The 14,767-nt window shown below is 44.5% G+C and carries 18 protein-coding genes, 1 tRNA gene, 1 pseudogene and 1 riboswitch; of the genes and pseudogenes, 18 read left to right on the top strand and 2 right to left on the bottom strand.

Going from position 1 to position 14,767, the window contains the following annotated elements:
• Nucleotides 1–6 precede the first annotated feature (6 nt).
• Nucleotides 7–171: a hypothetical protein gene (locus tag MKX49_RS25250; RefSeq protein WP_156404392.1), complete on the bottom strand. Its 165-nt coding sequence runs from the start codon at nt 169–171 to the stop codon at nt 7–9.
• Between the two features lie 502 nt (nt 172–673).
• A tRNA-Arg gene (locus MKX49_RS25245) sits at nt 674–747 on the bottom strand.
• Nucleotides 748–976: 229 nt separating this feature from the next.
• On the opposite strand from MKX49_RS25245, the gene MKX49_RS25240 reads away from it, so the two are divergent.
• The 18 genes and pseudogenes from MKX49_RS25240 to ybaK all read left to right on the top strand — a co-directional run bounded on the left by MKX49_RS25240 (nt 977) and on the right by ybaK (nt 14,767).
• Nucleotides 977–1,825, top strand: a complete 849-nt coding sequence (locus MKX49_RS25240) for a polysaccharide deacetylase family protein (RefSeq protein WP_445670175.1) — start codon at nt 977–979, stop codon at nt 1,823–1,825.
• An 86-nt stretch (nt 1,826–1,911) separates the two neighbouring features.
• Nucleotides 1,912–2,086: riboswitch (cobalamin riboswitch) on the top strand.
• A gap of 178 nt (nt 2,087–2,264) precedes the next feature.
• Nucleotides 2,265–3,230 (top strand): ABC transporter substrate-binding protein, encoded by a 966-nt coding sequence (locus MKX49_RS25235; protein WP_340878187.1) that lies wholly within the window; start codon nt 2,265–2,267, stop codon nt 3,228–3,230.
• Entirely contained in the window at nt 3,193–4,248 is a 1,056-nt protein-coding gene (locus tag MKX49_RS25230; RefSeq protein ID WP_252268105.1) for a FecCD family ABC transporter permease, read from the top strand. The genes MKX49_RS25235 and MKX49_RS25230 overlap by 38 nt, the downstream gene beginning before the upstream one ends.
• A gap of 6 nt (nt 4,249–4,254) precedes the next feature.
• A pseudogene (locus tag MKX49_RS28500) lies at nt 4,255–5,004 on the top strand (heme ABC transporter ATP-binding protein); the annotation flags it as partial.
• A 6-nt stretch (nt 5,005–5,010) separates the two neighbouring features.
• Complete coding sequence (locus MKX49_RS28495; protein ID WP_422395110.1) at nt 5,011–5,727, top strand: adenosylcobinamide amidohydrolase; 717 nt, start codon at nt 5,011–5,013, stop codon at nt 5,725–5,727.
• On the top strand, nt 5,724–6,689 hold the full coding sequence (cbiB, locus tag MKX49_RS25220) for an adenosylcobinamide-phosphate synthase CbiB (RefSeq protein WP_340878186.1): 966 nt from the start codon (nt 5,724–5,726) through the stop codon (nt 6,687–6,689). The genes MKX49_RS28495 and cbiB overlap by 4 nt, the downstream gene beginning before the upstream one ends.
• Entirely contained in the window at nt 6,664–7,737 is a 1,074-nt protein-coding gene (gene cobD / locus MKX49_RS25215) for a threonine-phosphate decarboxylase CobD (RefSeq protein ID WP_340878185.1), read from the top strand. The genes cbiB and cobD overlap by 26 nt, the downstream gene beginning before the upstream one ends.
• A complete protein-coding gene (locus MKX49_RS25210) occupies nt 7,710–8,285 on the top strand; it encodes a bifunctional adenosylcobinamide kinase/adenosylcobinamide-phosphate guanylyltransferase (RefSeq protein ID WP_340878184.1) in 576 nt (191 codons plus the stop codon). The genes cobD and MKX49_RS25210 overlap by 28 nt, the downstream gene beginning before the upstream one ends.
• Entirely contained in the window at nt 8,282–9,073 is a 792-nt protein-coding gene (gene cobS, locus MKX49_RS25205; protein ID WP_340878183.1) for an adenosylcobinamide-GDP ribazoletransferase, read from the top strand. The genes MKX49_RS25210 and cobS overlap by 4 nt, the downstream gene beginning before the upstream one ends.
• Nucleotides 9,031–9,648 (top strand): histidine phosphatase family protein, encoded by a 618-nt coding sequence (locus MKX49_RS25200; protein WP_340878182.1) that lies wholly within the window; start codon nt 9,031–9,033, stop codon nt 9,646–9,648. The genes cobS and MKX49_RS25200 overlap by 43 nt, the downstream gene beginning before the upstream one ends.
• On the top strand, nt 9,564–10,028 hold the full coding sequence (locus MKX49_RS25195; protein ID WP_340878181.1) for a bifunctional adenosylcobinamide kinase/adenosylcobinamide-phosphate guanylyltransferase: 465 nt from the start codon (nt 9,564–9,566) through the stop codon (nt 10,026–10,028). Before MKX49_RS25200 ends, MKX49_RS25195 begins: the two co-directional genes overlap by 85 nt.
• A 14-nt stretch (nt 10,029–10,042) precedes the next feature.
• Entirely contained in the window at nt 10,043–10,627 is a 585-nt protein-coding gene (locus tag MKX49_RS25190; RefSeq protein WP_340878180.1) for a cob(I)yrinic acid a,c-diamide adenosyltransferase, read from the top strand.
• Between the two features lie 2 nt (nt 10,628–10,629).
• Nucleotides 10,630–11,124 carry an ECF transporter S component gene (locus tag MKX49_RS25185; protein ID WP_262870332.1) on the top strand — a complete coding sequence of 165 codons (495 nt, stop codon included), beginning with the start codon at nt 10,630–10,632 and terminating at the stop codon, nt 11,122–11,124.
• On the top strand, nt 11,121–11,819 hold the full coding sequence (locus MKX49_RS25180; RefSeq protein ID WP_340878179.1) for an ATP-binding protein: 699 nt from the start codon (nt 11,121–11,123) through the stop codon (nt 11,817–11,819). Before MKX49_RS25185 ends, MKX49_RS25180 begins: the two co-directional genes overlap by 4 nt.
• A 190-nt stretch (nt 11,820–12,009) precedes the next feature.
• Complete coding sequence (locus tag MKX49_RS25175; protein ID WP_340878617.1) at nt 12,010–12,168, top strand: GntT/GntP/DsdX family permease; 159 nt, start codon at nt 12,010–12,012, stop codon at nt 12,166–12,168.
• 21 nt (nt 12,169–12,189) lie between these two features.
• A complete protein-coding gene (locus MKX49_RS25170) occupies nt 12,190–12,351 on the top strand; it encodes a GntT/GntP/DsdX family permease (protein WP_323596457.1) in 162 nt (53 codons plus the stop codon).
• Nucleotides 12,352–12,527: 176 nt separating this feature from the next.
• Entirely contained in the window at nt 12,528–14,072 is a 1,545-nt protein-coding gene (gntK, locus tag MKX49_RS25165) for a gluconokinase (RefSeq protein ID WP_340878178.1), read from the top strand.
• A 218-nt stretch (nt 14,073–14,290) separates the two neighbouring features.
• Complete coding sequence (gene ybaK / locus MKX49_RS25160) at nt 14,291–14,767, top strand: Cys-tRNA(Pro) deacylase (protein WP_340878177.1); 477 nt, start codon at nt 14,291–14,293, stop codon at nt 14,765–14,767.

The following is a 14,767-nucleotide window of genomic DNA, read 5'->3' as shown; positions in this document are numbered from 1 at the left end:
CTTCGACTAAATTTCATTCAGTACGGTGCCATGTAATTCATATTCAAGTGTTTTGTCAGTGTGTGTGTGTTTATCCGAATCTACTCGTATGAGCGTACTGAATGGCTTCTGATCACCCGGACTGAAAATTGCTTCATCATTCTCTGGATTCCATAGGCTGTAAATACTCATGATCGTATCTTCCTCCTTTGGATGAGAAGACTAGTAATTCCCATGTTTGATTATCATCCAACTCTTCAATTGACTCTAACGCTGATCACCGGGACTAAACACCGCTGCGTCATTCTCTTTGTTCCATTGGCTTCTGATTGTACTCATCATGCACTATCATCTCCTTTGGTGAGAATGTCTTACAGTATTTGTATACCCGGATGGGACAGGTTAAAACATATATTTCAAAAAAAAATGATTATATCCCGAAATCAGTATTTGTATTTATCGACGTGATAAATAAGACTTTTTTTACTATCAAACAGTTTGTATTCTTGTTCGCCAATATTTCCAACCTTTATGCATAGTTTTGCAATCAGGTTTTATATCTATATGGCTTGATGAAAAAATTTAGCCTTGAGACCTGTGTTTTCTCCATCAAAAAATCAATTGTTCTTAACCAACAGAAAAAAACCCCTGTTACTCCGCGGAAGGACCGCTTGTAACAGGGGTTTATAATTAGCGTCCCAGATAGGAATCGAACCTACGACCTACAGCTTAGGAGGCTGTCGCTCTATCCTGCTGAGCTACTGGGACATATATTAAAGTCGACGACTTATTTATTATATTTCTTATAGGCAAACTTTTCAAGCTAATAGCACATAGTTATGAAAAAAAATCCTCATAAATGTTTAGCGCATCGCAAAGCTCTCGTTTTTCCTCTTTTTTCATTAAATGGAATACTTTATTGTCCATTGGTTTTCTGGTACTATTATACTATAAAAAAATCAGGAGAATGATAGTGAAAAAATATAGAGTTTTAAGGATGGCGGCATTGCTGGGGGTTTTGATTTTACCTGGATGCACACAAGGGATTTTAGAGGGGATAGGCACAAAGACGGCTGCACCGATTGCGGAAGATGACATTGAAGTGGCCGAAGCGGCTGAGAATGGGAGCGGGCAGGATTCGGAGGGGCAAATCGATACGGGAGACTGGATAAAGGCCGAGTCCCCGGTCCAGCTTCCGATTTTGATGTATCACAGCATTTCCCAAGGTAATGGCCTTCGGGTCCCAAGGGAGGAATTCCGATCACAGATGGCTTGGCTTCGGGAGAATGGTTACTATACATTATCCCCTGAAGAAGCATTCCTCGTTTTAGCCGAGAATCGGATGCCAAGTGAGAAGTGCGTCTGGCTTACTTTTGATGATGGCTATACAGATAACTACACGGAGGCTTTCCCGATATTAAAAGAAAATGATATGAAAGCAACTGTCTTCATGATCGGGAAGTCCATAGATAAAGGTCATCACCTGACTGAAAATCAAATGTTGGAGATGAGCAGGGATGGGATTTCGATTGAAAGCCATACCATCAACCATTTGGAGCTGAACCGCATGACGGCAGAGCAGCAAGAAGCGGAAATGGTTCAGTCGAAGGTGCTGTTCGACCGTATCCTCGACCAGGACACGACAGTGCTTTCCTATCCGGTTGGCCGGTATAACGAAGAGAGTCTCAGGCTGTCAGAAGAAGCTGGATACAAAATGGCAGTCACTACCGAACCTGGGGGAGCTTCAAGCGACCAAGGGATGCATGCTCTGCATAGAGTTCGGATTTCACCGGGGTTATCGATCAATGGGTTTGCGTCGCTGATTGAAAATGCTTCAAAGCATTGAAGGCGGAAGGGTCATTTCGCACTTGTTCAGAAAAATCATATAATAATCGATTCTTACATGGTGTATAATGAAGGCAGTGAAAATTATATACATATGAACGATTTGGTGTCTTAATGACTTAAAAGGGAAGTTGGTGAAATGCCAACGCGGTCCCGCCACTGTATATGGGAGCTGACGGCTGTGTACCACTGTATGAGATATGGGAAGGTGCCGTTGACGAAGACCATGAGCCAGGAGACCTGCCAGAATTCGTACACCTGTAACCTACGCGGATGGGAAGGTGTGTGGCAGACCCTAAGATAGAGTCCGTATTGATATTGTTGCCATGCAAGCATCTTCCGTTTAACGGGAGATGCTTTTTGTTTTGGGGGCATCTTCCAGGATTGGTTTTCTCTGTTAGGTATGAAGAAATTAAATAAAAAGATTGTGGGGAATGAAAATGAAGAAGATTTTTGGTCTGATACTGTTAATGTTACTGACTGCAGGCATGATGGTTGGCTGCGGTGGTGCTGCTGATGAAGGAAAAGAAAAGGAGCAAACGAATCATGCTCAACACGAAGCTTTCCCGATTACGATTAAAGATGCAAGTGGGGAAAAAGTAACGATAGAAAAAGAACCGAAGAAAATCGTTTCGTTGATACCAAGTAATACGGAAGTGGTCTTTGCACTTGGTTTGGGTAAAAAGGTCGTTGGTGTTTCCGACAATGATAATTACCCGGAGGAAACGAAAGAAATTCAAAAAGTTGGCGGAATGGAAATGAACACGGAGCTGATTGTCTCCATGAAGCCTGACCTTGTTCTTGCGCATGCATCAAGTGCCCATAATTCAAATGAGGGTTTACAGCAGCTTAAGGATGCTGGAATAGATGTGCTCGTAGTCAATGATGCCCAAAGCTTTGACCAAGTCTATGAGTCTATTGAAATGATTGGACAGGCAACGGGAGAACATGATAAGGCAAACGAAATCGTTGCGGATATGAAAACGAAGCTCAAGGATATCCAGGAAAAGGCCAAATCCGTAAAGGAAGAGGATAGGAAGACCGTTTTAGTGGAAGTTTCGCCTTCACCGGAAATATACACACCTGGAAAAAATACTTTCATGAATGAGATGCTTCAAACTATTTCAGCGAATAATGCGGCTGCTGAATTGGACGGTTGGGCAAAAATTGATGAAGAGTCGATGATTGCTGCAAATCCTGATGTCATCATTACAACGTATGGTTATTATACGAAAGATGCAGTAAGTGAAGTGAAGGGCCGAAAAGGATGGCAAGACGTAAATGCTGTTAAGAATGGCCAAGTCTTTGATGTCCATTCTGACTTGGTGACCCGTTCCGGTCCACGCTTAATAGAGGGAGTAGAGGAACTTGCCAAATCAGTCTATCCGAACCAATTTGACAACTAAATGGGCGTTTGCTTATTTGATTGCGTTGTTCATTTTGTTATTCGCAATGACGATAGGCATTTCCTTTGGTTCGGTGCCAGTACCGATTCCCGTACTTATACAAATAATCGGCAAGGAGATTTTCCACTTGCCGATTTCTGCCGATCCGGATGTGATGCTAACGAATATCGTGATGAACATCCGCTTGCCGCGGGTGCTGCTCGCTGGTTTGGTTGGGGCATCACTTGCGATTGCGGGTGCGGCTTTTCAGGGACTGCTCCGGAACCCGCTCGCTGATCCTTACACATTAGGTATTTCATCAGGAGCATCGGTCGGAGCCGTTTTGACAATATTCTTGAATATATCACTGCCATTCATCGGTTTATATACCCTTCCGGCATTGAGTATCTTATGTTCAGTGCTCACGATGCTCTGCGTACTGACTTTTGCAAAAAAAATGGATCGATCGATGAAAGTGGAAACGATCATTTTAACGGGAATCATTTTCAGCTCGTTTTTAAGTGCCTTCATTTCATTGATGATTGCGCTGACGGGTGATGAATTAAGACAAATCATCGGCTGGCTGATGGGAAGCGTCTCAATGCGCGGATGGAATTATATCGTAATCATTTTGCCGTTTTTTATCATTGGTTCGTTGACCTTGATCATGAATACAAGTGAATTGAATGCGATGACTTTCGGGGAAGACCGGGCAAAACACTTAGGTGTGAATGTCAAGCGGCGGAAAATGTGGATCTTGATAGCCGGTTCGACATTGACAGGGGCAGCCGTTGCCGTTTCAGGGGCGATTGGTTTTGTAGGATTGGTCATTCCTCATTTTGTCCGAAAGATTTGGGGACCTGACCATAAACATTTGCTTCCGTTGTCATTGTTGATAGGAGGCGGATTCTTGATATTGGCCGATTTTGTAGCACGAACGATCATTGCCCCATCGGAACTGCCGATCGGGGTGATTACCTCACTTATCGGGGCACCTGCATTTGCGCTGATTTTATTAAAGAGACGGAGAGAAGGGTAAAAACGGATGCTTGAAGTAAAAGGGTTAACAGGTGGATATCACAACAAAGCTGTTTTGGACTCTGTCTCTTTTGATGTACATAAAGGGGAATTATTCGGGATTCTTGGTCCTAATGGCAGCGGGAAAACGACGCTTTTAAGTATGCTTAGCGGGGTGCTCGATTATAAAGGCGGAAGCGTAAGGATAAGCGGCAGGGATTTGAAGGATTATTCGTCAAAACAACTTGCACAGGTCATTGCCGTGCTCCCTCAGCATTCCTCATTAGCTTTCTCCTATACAGTAAAAGAGACGGTCTCACTTGGGCGATATGCCCATCAATCAGGTTGGTTCCATAGTTGGTCCGCAGAAGATGAATCGATTGTCCAGCGGGTGATGGAACAAACGGGAGTAGCTGATTTTCAGGATCTTCATTTTGATCGATTATCAGGAGGGGAAAGACAGAGGGTCCTGCTGGCACAGGCCCTTGCCCAAGAGCCGGAAATCCTTTTTTTGGACGAACCTACGAACCATTTGGATCTTTCCTATCAAAAAGATCTTCTTGATCTAATGAGGAAAATGGCAAAAGAGCAGAAGTTGACCGTTATTTCAATTTTTCATGATTTGAATTTGGCTGGATTATATTGTGATCGGCTTATGCTGCTTGAGAAAGGGCAGATTCAGGTTGTTGATGTGCCGAATGAAGTGCTTCAACAGGAACGGATTCAGGATGTATATCATACGACGATCGAAAAACACCCACATCCCGCCCTTCCGAAACCGCAAATGTTCATCGTTCCGGAAAAGCATGGCCAGGATACTATCCCGTTGGAAATTGATGATTCTTATTTGACAGTCGGATTTGAGATGATTCAATTGAAGTCTCCGATCCCGCTTAGAACGATGTCTTCTGGAGTGACTGGTTCGGGGACGGGCTGGCATAAGTATTTTGTGAATAGGCACGTCCATCATGGCTATGATTGCGAGGATCATCATGTTGAAATGGCCGACTATTTAACAACTCATGGTTTTGAGCCTCAGGAAACGGTAGGGATGATGACAGCTGTCTTTCTCGATACGGTCGCAAGCAAGCTATTAAGAGCTGAAGATTTCTCGGTTTTTATCATTGTAACGGCCGGTGTAGGGAATGCCATCGACGCTTCATTAGCTGACCGGCATTCTTGGAGTTCCGCTCCAGGAACGATAAATACATGGATATTTGTAAATGGACATTTGGCAGAAGAGGCATATATCCACAGTATAGTGACTGCGACCGAGGCAAAAGTAAAAGCGCTTCATGATTTGCATGTCATGGATAAGGTGACAAATACTTGTGCAACAGGAACATCGACAGACAGCATGTTGATTGCGGCAACTCAAAGAGGGGCAAAGCTTCAATATGCAGGCACCATCACTCCGTTAGGGAAGCTGATCAGTCGCGGTGTATATGATTGTACAGTGGAAGCCTTAACGAATAATCGGAAACGGATTGAGGAATTATGATTTATCATCATCTTTTTGCGGTTACGCTGGCGTTCTTCCTTGATTTATTAATTGGAGATCCGCCAAGTTGGCCGCATCCAGTCAAATGGATAGGAACGATGATTAGCAAGTTGGATCTGGCATTCAATAAAGGGGCATATAAGAAACGGAAAGGGCTCTTCATGTTGATCATCGTCCTATCGGCGGTGTTATTGATTACAGTTCTTACCGTTTATTTGGCTTATCTAATCCATCCGCTTGCAGGTATCCTTTGGGAAGCTGTTGTCATTTCCACAACGATAGCTCAGAAGGGCTTGAAGCAAGCTGGGATGGATGTTTGCCTTCCGCTTAATGAACGGAATTTCCCTGAGGCGAGGGTAAAGCTTTCCTATATCGTTGGCCGTGATACGGCTGAGCTTGATGAACCAGAAATCGTCAGGGGCACCGTGGAAACCGTAGCGGAAAATACCAGTGATGGGATTACAGCGCCATTATTTTGGGCAGCTATCGGCGGTGCGCCGCTCGCGATGGTGTACAGGGCGATTAATACCTGCGATTCCATGGTAGGGTACAAGAATGATAAATATGGGCAATTCGGCTGGGCTTCAGCTAAGCTCGATGATATCGTCAACTGGATACCCAGCCGCCTCACCGGCTTCCTGATGTTGCTGAGCTCGAAATCCGGCTATCATGGATTCGGCGCCAGGTGGAAGATATTATTCAATGACGCAAAGAAACATCCAAGCCCGAATAGCGGGTGGTGTGAAGCAGGCGTTGCGGCCATTTTGGGAATCCAGCTTGGAGGCCGGAACATGTACAAAGGAATTGTTTCCGACCGTGCGAGGATGGGAGTTCCGCTTGTTCGATTGGAAGCAAAACATATACCACAAACGATTACCATCATGCATCGGTCATCTTTTCTATTTCTGCTGATGCTATGGCTAGGGGGACTTATTCTTGACATTACCTTCTCATGGCTCTAATCCTCATTATCTTTATGAAGCGCTGGAAATCGAAATGCCTGAATCGGTTCTCGACTTCAGTGCTAACATCAACCCATTGGGTCCGCCTTTACGGATAAAGGAACAGTGGTCTGGGTTTTTCGAAGGGATCCTTCAATATCCAGATCCGCATGCCATTGAACTGACAAAATCAATTGCAAAAAAAGAATCACTTCCTGAGCAATCCGTTTTGATGGGGAACGGTGGTGCTGAAATCATCATGCTGGTAGCGAACGGATTAGCCAATCAAAGGGTGCTAATCATACAGCCGGCATTTGCGGAATATGCTGAAGCTTGTTTGGCAGCGGGCTGTAAGGTCGATTTTCACCAGCTTGATGCTCCTGGGTGGCAATTGGACCTGAAACGATTGATTCCGCGATTACCCGAATATGATGCCATTTTCTTATGTACGCCTAATAATCCGACGGGAGTTTCATTTAAGCGGGATACAGTTAGGGAATTGATCATTGAATGCCAAAAAGCGAATTGCCTGGTTGTCCTGGATGAGGCCTTTTATGATTTCACGGAGGATGCCTTTAGTTATGCTTCTTTAATCAATGCATTTCCACATTTACTCATACTAAGATCAATGACTAAAATCTTTGCGATCCCCGGTTTGAGACTAGGCTATTTGCTTGCGTCACCTGACATCATAAAACGGGTAAGAAATTATAAACCGCATTGGAGCGTCAACCATGTGGCACTTGAAGTAGGGAAAATCTGTCTTGCAGAAGATGCCTATATGAGAAAAACAAGAGACTATATTGCATGGCAAAAGCAAAAACTATTCCTGTTTTATGAGGAGCAGGGGTTGGATGTCTCCGATAGCACAGTTAATTTTTATTTGGTGAAAGATGAATCTTTATCCCTTTTCCCCTTTTTGCTGAAAAAAGGAATCGTACCGCGCCATACCTATAATTTTCCGGGTTTGGATGGAAGGTGGCTTCGGTTTGCAGTGAAGAGTGAACATGATAACGAAGCACTGATGGAGGGGGTAAGACAGTGGAGAAAGCAAGGCTCTGTTTTATAACCGGGGGTGTCCGTTCTGGAAAAAGCAGCTTCGCGGAAAGAAAAGCCCTGGAGTATGCACTCCAGATGGATGGGAACTTGCATTACCTCGCCTGTGGCCGAGTCAGTGACGCTGAGATGGGTGAACGCATCCTTAGGCACCGGAAAGATAGGGAAAGCAGCCCGATTACGTGGAAGACCTCCGAATACGCAACGGATATTACAAGAATAGGGGCGGATATTGATCAGGATTCCATAATTCTGCTTGATTGTCTGACAACCCTGCTTGATAACGAACTATTTGGTCCTGGCCTTCCGCTTGAAGAAGAATTCTTAAATAGCGTTTTTTCAAAAATAATAACCGGAATCAATGAGATAAAAAAACAATCCAATTGTTTAATTGTCGTGAGCAATGAATTGGTGCAGGAACCGATTTTCCAGGATGATTTCCTTCATATATACGGAAAAACACTGGGGTTGCTTCATCAAACGATCGTCGGGCTGGCCGATGAAGCCTATCTAGTGGAAGCGGGAATTCCATTGCGGAAGAAAGGGGGCATGCAGGAATGAGCGGAGTGATCGGATTTTTAATTAACCTGCAGTTCTTTACGGTCTTTCCAATAAAGAAGCAGCTTCCGATGGAGAAGAAATATATTCACCGTGCCATTCAAACCTTTCCATTAGTAGGTCTTTTGCTAGGCTTGATATTGGGCGGCGTTTTGTATGCACTTGTGGAATGGACCCCATTGTCATCGCTTTCGATTGCCTTTTTCCTTTGGTTTTTGACCATGGCATTAACGGGAGGCTTGCATCTCGATGGCTGGATCGATGCAAGTGATGCTTTTTTTTCCTATCAGGATAAAGAGCGGCGATTGGAAATCATGAAGGATTCCAGGACAGGTGCATTCGGTGTCATCTCCGTCATAGTCCTATTGGCCGCCCGGTTTCTATTTATCTATGAAATTGTCGAAAGGGTAAATGAATGGACATACTTCTTGATCATCGCTCTTCCGCTCTTAAGTAAATGTGTGATGGGTTATTTACTCATCCGGATGCCGCTCGCTAAAAAAGAGGGGCTAGGTGCTTTTTTTCAAAGTGCAGTGATGAAATGCAGTTTGCCCATTTATTGGCTGTACCTCCTTGTAAGTTTGGCGCTTGCCTGGATCATCGATTTTAAGCTTGTCCCCTTATTTTTCATCATGTGTCTGGCTGCCGTGTTTTTCCTGGTATATATGAAACGTAAAATCCTCAGTTGGTTCGGTGGGATAACGGGGGATGTACTGGGGGCATCCGTGGAAGGGGTTGAGCTTTGGTTATGGCTGATATTGTGGCTATTACACTACTTCGCCATGGGCTGACAGTAGCTAATGAACGAAAGGCCTATTTAGGCTGGACGGATTCTCCATTAAGTACCGAAGGAGAAAAGGAAATACTGGACTTAAGGGGCTCGTACCCACAGTATGAAAAAATTTTCAGCAGTGATTTGTCCCGATGTGTGGAAACTGCACGCCTGTTGTTTCCAGATGCAGTTCCGATCAAAAACCCTTTGTTCCGTGAGATGAACTTCGGCAATTGGGAAGGGCGGACGTATCATGAGTTGAAGACAGATGGAGATTATCTTAATTGGCTGGTACGTCCCATGGAGGCACTGGTGCCTGGGGGTGAAAGTTATCCGGCATTTTCCGAACGTGTGAATAATGGCTGGAAACAATTGATTGCCTGTAAGGAGAACCGATTTGCCCTAATGACGCATGGAGGGGTAATTCGTGATTTATTGGTCCGCTATGCCCCGAAGGAAAAGTCCTTTTTTGATTGGGGAATTTCCCATGGCAGGGGATATGAGCTGATATGGGAAGACCGGAACAGCTTAAGGAGGGGAGAACGCTGCACTTTGTTACAGGAGGCGCCTATAATGGGAAAACTAAGTGGGTAAAGCAATTGTATGGTTTGGAAAATGATGTCCTTTGGTTATCCGGTTATCGACAAGAACAGCCGGAATTGATTGATTTCCAAGGCAGGGCAGTTGTATTGCAAGGTTTGGATGCATGGATTCAACAAGATGCAGAAAAGATGGATTCAGATTCAATTCGAAGAAGATGGAAGGAAATCATGGCTGATTGGCGAATATGGGAGAATGATAGGGATGAACACAGCTGCATTGTAATCGGTTCTGATATTTCCAAGGGAATTGTCCCGATTGAAGCAAGAGACCGCAGATGGCGCGATGCCTGCGGATGGGTCTATCAAGATGTAGCATCCATATCAAAACGCGTTGATATCATCTGGTATGGAATTAACCAGCGAATAAAGTAGAGGAGGTAATTGGGATGAAAATCTATACACGTACAGGGGATAAGGGACAAACCAGCGTAATCGGAGGTCGGCTTGACAAGGATGACATTCGTGTTGAATCTTATGGAACGGTAGATGAAGTGAATAGCTATATCGGTCTTGCGGTGACAGAATTGGATCCTGCGATATTTACGGATGTACTGGCCGATCTAGAGAAAATCCAGCATGAGTTGTTTGACTGCGGCGGTGATTTGGCAACGGTTTCCGATAAGGCCCCGCAAAAGCTGACGGATGAGGCCATTACCTATTTGGAAGAACGGATAGATACCTTCATACTTGAAGCGCCGGAATTGGAAAAGTTTATCCTGCCTGGCGGCTCAAAAGCGGCTGCAACGATTCACATTGCCCGAACCGTGACAAGAAGGGCAGAACGGCTGGTCGTTTCATTGATTAAGTCGGGTGCGGCCGTTTCACCATTATCACTTCAATATTTAAATCGTTTGTCGGATTACTTCTTTGCTGTTGCACGTGTGATCAATTTCCGTCTTGGTGTAAAAGATGTGGAATATATCCGCAGCGCAAATGTGTTCCGAGGAGGGAAAAGAAAGGAAAAAGAGTAAATATGGATGTAAGAAAAATTAGTGCAATTGCTATATTCATCGCCTTATCGGCGGTAGGGGCAATGATTAAAATCCCTTCACCGATCGGAAGCATCGCTTTGGATAGTTTTCCTGCCCTCTTGGCGGCTGTCATACTTGGCCCGGTATCGGGGGCTATAGTTGCTGGGCTTGGCCATATCATTTCAGCGTTCATCGGCGGCATGACACTTGGGCCATTCCACTTTTTGATCATGGTCGAAATGGCTGTCCTGACATGGATGTTTAGCATTTTATATATAAACGGAAAAAAAGTAGGCGCATTTTTCCTCTTCTTTATCAGTAATGCCTTCGTTTTGGCCCTGCCTTTCGCATTTCTGATCAGCCCTGGCTTTTACACGTTATTGGTTCCGGGGTTAACGTTGGCGACGGCGGTAAATGTAGTATTGGCAGTCCTTTTATTGCCGCGCTTGGAACCTGTTTTGAAAAAAATCATTTTTAAAGATGGATTAGCAGAATGAGTGATTCATTGATTTTGCCATTTTCCGAATCAGATTCCTTGATCGTCTCAAGTGACAATAGCGGCGGGATCGGGCAAAAGGAAAAAGATCTTGTCCATGTCCCTTATGAGGTCGTTGGATATTATTCCTTTCGGGTTGCCGTCATGGAATGCCTGGGTGTTGGCGGAAGACCCGTATCCGTCGTACTAAATAATTTCTGCGGTGATGAAGCCTGGGAGGACTTGACCAGGGGTGTCAGGAAGGGGCTGAATGAATTGGGAATGGAGGATCTCCCCATCACTGGCAGCACAGAAAGTAACATGCCGCTTCTTCAGTCAGCACTTGGTCTTATGGTGATTGGTAAACGAGTGAATGAACGTGTTAAAAAGCAACAGCCCTTACGGAAAATCGCTTTGATCGGCAGGCCGCTCGTTGGAGAAGAAGTAATGGAACAGCAAGAGTGGGTCGCACCATTATCATTATATAAAAGCTTATGTGAAATGGAAGGTGTTCAGGCACTTCCAGTCGGCTCAAAAGGGATAGAATATGAATGGGGGCATCTGGATCAAAGTGGTGAAGGTGTTTCTGTGCATATAAGTGATAAAGTCGATATTGAAAAATCATCAGGACCATCCACCTGCTTCCTCATTGCCTATCCTGAGCAACTGGAGGAAGAAATCAAGCAAAGATCCGGTCCTCTTTTTATTGGCGGTTGATCGATCCATGACTGAATCAGGCATCGAGTTTAGTTCATAATGAACGGGTTCCATGCTTTTTTCATTGAGATCTTACCTTGATGGATTCCTTTCCTATTTAGGGTGAATGCTTGAATAAGATGTTTGGTTTATTTGGATAGGTGGGCTTGTTGCCCGGTTTTATCATGCCAAAGTAAAATGAAACCCATTTATTGCATTACTGCTCGCTTCCGCCATTTTATGGATCACCACAGGTATGGATATTCGGGATGTTGCAGATGCTGTTCAGACAGGGGTAGGTAATATTCTTGGTAATGTTGATCGGAGCTTTGGTGAAGATTCAACATGGAATGATGGGTTGATTTCATAGGAAAACCAATCATTGCGCCTCATGGTTTCATTCTTTACATTAGGTTGCGCTAGAGGTTTTAATAAAGGGGAGCAAAACCAATTCATATCCGCTGCCTCCATCATCTTGATTATTGGAGCGGGCGGTGCATTTAAAAATGTATTGAGCTGCCTGCCGATCATATCTGCTGTCCTGGCGTTATAGTAAATTGCCGCCGGTCCTTACTCCATCACATGTGAATGGAGCAGATTTTGGATGGTCGGCAGTCGCACAGACGATAAAGTCTTGAACGGTTATGGAAATGATTATATCAGTCGTTTCACTTATCCTAATCTTACTATTGAATTCAATTGTTTAAGAGAAAGGAGCATGATGTATATATGAAACATTCAGGTTATATGATGGGGATCGATATTGGCACGACGAGTACGAAAGTTGTTCTTTTTTCAAAAGGGGGGGAGGTTGTCCAATCTTGTTCGAGGGGATATCCTCTGCACAGTCCAACTCCTTCCGTGGCGGAACAAGATCCCGAAGAAATTTATAAAGCGGTCATCATTGCTATAGGCGAGGTCATGATTGCAAGCGGAATAGAAAAGCAAGAACTGGGCTTGATATCGTTCAGTTCGGCGATGCATAGCTTGATCGCCATGGGTAAGGACGGCAACCCGCTTACGAATAGCATTACATGGGCGGATAATCGAAGTGTTGGCTATGCGAGGAAACTGAAGGCTTCGGAACAGGGGATGCAATTGTATCACAGGACCGGAACGCCTGTTCACCCGATGTCCCCAATCACGAAAGTAATGTGGTTAAGAAATGAGCACCCCGGGATTTTTAACGAAACGGACAAATTTATAGGAATTAAAGAATACATCATCTATAAATTTTTCAATGAGTATGTAATGGATTATTCACTCGCTTCTGCAACGGGCATGTTCAACATGAATGAACTGAAGTGGGATGAAGAGGCACTCACCATTGCTGGAATTGGGGCTGATAAGCTGCCGATGCTTGTCCCTACAACGCATATCCTCTCAGGCTTAAGTGAGGAATTAGCTGCAAAAATGAACATTCATGCTGGTACACCGTTTGTAATTGGAGCGAGTGATGGCGTGCTTGCCAACTTAGGTCAAAACGCAATCAAGCCAGGAGTTCTGGCAGTGACAATCGGAACGAGCGGTGCGGTAAGAACCGTCAGTGACAGGCCGCTTACCGATCCCAAAGGCCGGACATTCTGCTATGCCCTTACTGAGAATCATTGGGTAATCGGCGGACCGGTCAACAATGGGGGAATCACCTTCCGATGGGCACGCGATCAATTGGGCCGTGTGGAAATCGAAAAAGCGAAGGCTTCGGGACAGGACTCCTATGAGATTCTGACGGATATGGCTTCTAATATTGCACCTGGTTCTGATGGGTTGATATTCCATCCGTATATGGCAGGGGAACGGGCACCATTATGGAGTGCCGATGCAAGGGGCTCCTTCTTTGGACTGGCGCTTCATCACACTCGTGACCATATGGTCCGGGCAGTACTGGAGGGTGTAATGTATAACTTGTACAGTGTCCTTATAGCCGTAAAGGAATTGACTGGTGCTCCCGAGAAGATTCATGCAAGCGGCGGATTTGTCCGTTCGAAGCTCTGGCGCCAAATCATGGCTGATATATTCAATCAAAACGTGACAATTCCAGAAAGCTTTGAGAGTTCGAGCTTAGGTGCCGCCGTTCTTGGATTATATGCTTTAGGCGAAATCGAAAGCCTTGATGAGGTTGAGGGTATGGTTGGTGAAACGAATGAACTTGTCCCGATCGAAGAGAACGTCAAAGTGTATGAAGAATTGATGTCAATTTATTTATCCGTAAGCAGGCAATTGGAAGGCGACTACAAGAGGATAGCGGATTTCCAAAGACGTCATTTAGAATGACTCTTAGGATGAAAAAACACTGTGTGTGTTTCAATTTGTCGAAAAGAGAGCGGACTTCAGAAAACAACTGGAACTTTTTTTAATAAAAACTGAGGAAAACAGGCTTTTCCTCGAATTTGTCTATAGTCTAAAAGCACAGATGCATAAGCACTGTGCTTTTCTTTTTGCCTGGTAATTAAAATGGTAAGATGGAAGAAAACGATAAGGGGAATTTTCTTATGGGAGCCAGTAAAACGAATGCAATGCGAATTCTTGATAACAAACGTATAGAGTATGGCATGATGAGTTATGATGCCCGCGATGGAAAAATTGATGGGATCACTGTTGCGGACAAGATTGGAAAAGCGCCAGAAACCGTTTTTAAAACGCTTGTCACCCATAACGGACCCCATCAGCTTTACGTATTTGTCATTCCTGTAGCCACCGAACTAGACTTGAAAAAAGCAGCGAAGGCCGCAGGTGCAAAAAAAATTGAAATGCTTGCGGTTAAAGATCTGCAAAAATACACAGGGTACATTCGGGGAGGCTGTTCCCCGATCGGAATGAAAAAACAATACCCGACCTTTATCGATGAAAGTGCAGCAAACCTGACTGAAATCATCGTAAGTGGAGGGAAAATCGGTACACAGATCGTTTTAAAACCGTCAGAATTCCTGGAAGTCACACAAGCGGAATCTGCAGCCCTAATAAAATAA

Source organism: Peribacillus sp. FSL M8-0224, from assembly GCF_038003055.1.
Classification (GTDB): Bacteria; Bacillota; Bacilli; order Bacillales; family DSM-1321; genus Peribacillus; species Peribacillus frigoritolerans.
The sequence above is the reverse complement of the archived record's forward strand: the minus strand, read 5'-3'. Positions and strand labels throughout refer to the sequence as shown.

Bases quoted from the DNA above. Each gene is read 5' to 3' on its own strand.
- MKX49_RS25240 (WP_445670175.1), top strand. From the start codon at position 977: ATGGCGGCATTGCTGGGGGTTTTGATTTTACCTGGATGCACACAAGGG.
- MKX49_RS28495 (WP_422395110.1), top strand. From the start codon at position 5,011: ATGTTCATCGTTCCGGAAAAGCATGGCCAGGATACTATCCCGTTGGAA.
- MKX49_RS25170 (WP_323596457.1), top strand. From the start codon at position 12,190: ATGGTTTCATTCTTTACATTAGGTTGCGCTAGAGGTTTTAATAAAGGG.
- MKX49_RS25185 (WP_262870332.1), top strand. From the start codon at position 10,630: ATGGATGTAAGAAAAATTAGTGCAATTGCTATATTCATCGCCTTATCG.
- cobS (WP_340878183.1), top strand. From the start codon at position 8,282: ATGAGCGGAGTGATCGGATTTTTAATTAACCTGCAGTTCTTTACGGTC.
- ybaK (WP_340878177.1), top strand. From the start codon at position 14,291: ATGGGAGCCAGTAAAACGAATGCAATGCGAATTCTTGATAACAAACGT.
- cbiB (WP_340878186.1), top strand. From the start codon at position 5,724: ATGATTTATCATCATCTTTTTGCGGTTACGCTGGCGTTCTTCCTTGAT.
- MKX49_RS25250 (WP_156404392.1), bottom strand. From the start codon at position 171: ATGAGTATTTACAGCCTATGGAATCCAGAGAATGATGAAGCAATTTTC.
- MKX49_RS25195 (WP_340878181.1), top strand. From the start codon at position 9,564: ATGGGAAGACCGGAACAGCTTAAGGAGGGGAGAACGCTGCACTTTGTT.
- MKX49_RS25190 (WP_340878180.1), top strand. From the start codon at position 10,043: ATGAAAATCTATACACGTACAGGGGATAAGGGACAAACCAGCGTAATC.
- MKX49_RS25180 (WP_340878179.1), top strand. From the start codon at position 11,121: ATGAGTGATTCATTGATTTTGCCATTTTCCGAATCAGATTCCTTGATC.
- gntK (WP_340878178.1), top strand. From the start codon at position 12,528: ATGAAACATTCAGGTTATATGATGGGGATCGATATTGGCACGACGAGT.
- MKX49_RS25200 (WP_340878182.1), top strand. From the start codon at position 9,031: ATGGCTGATATTGTGGCTATTACACTACTTCGCCATGGGCTGACAGTA.
- MKX49_RS25235 (WP_340878187.1), top strand. From the start codon at position 2,265: ATGAAGAAGATTTTTGGTCTGATACTGTTAATGTTACTGACTGCAGGC.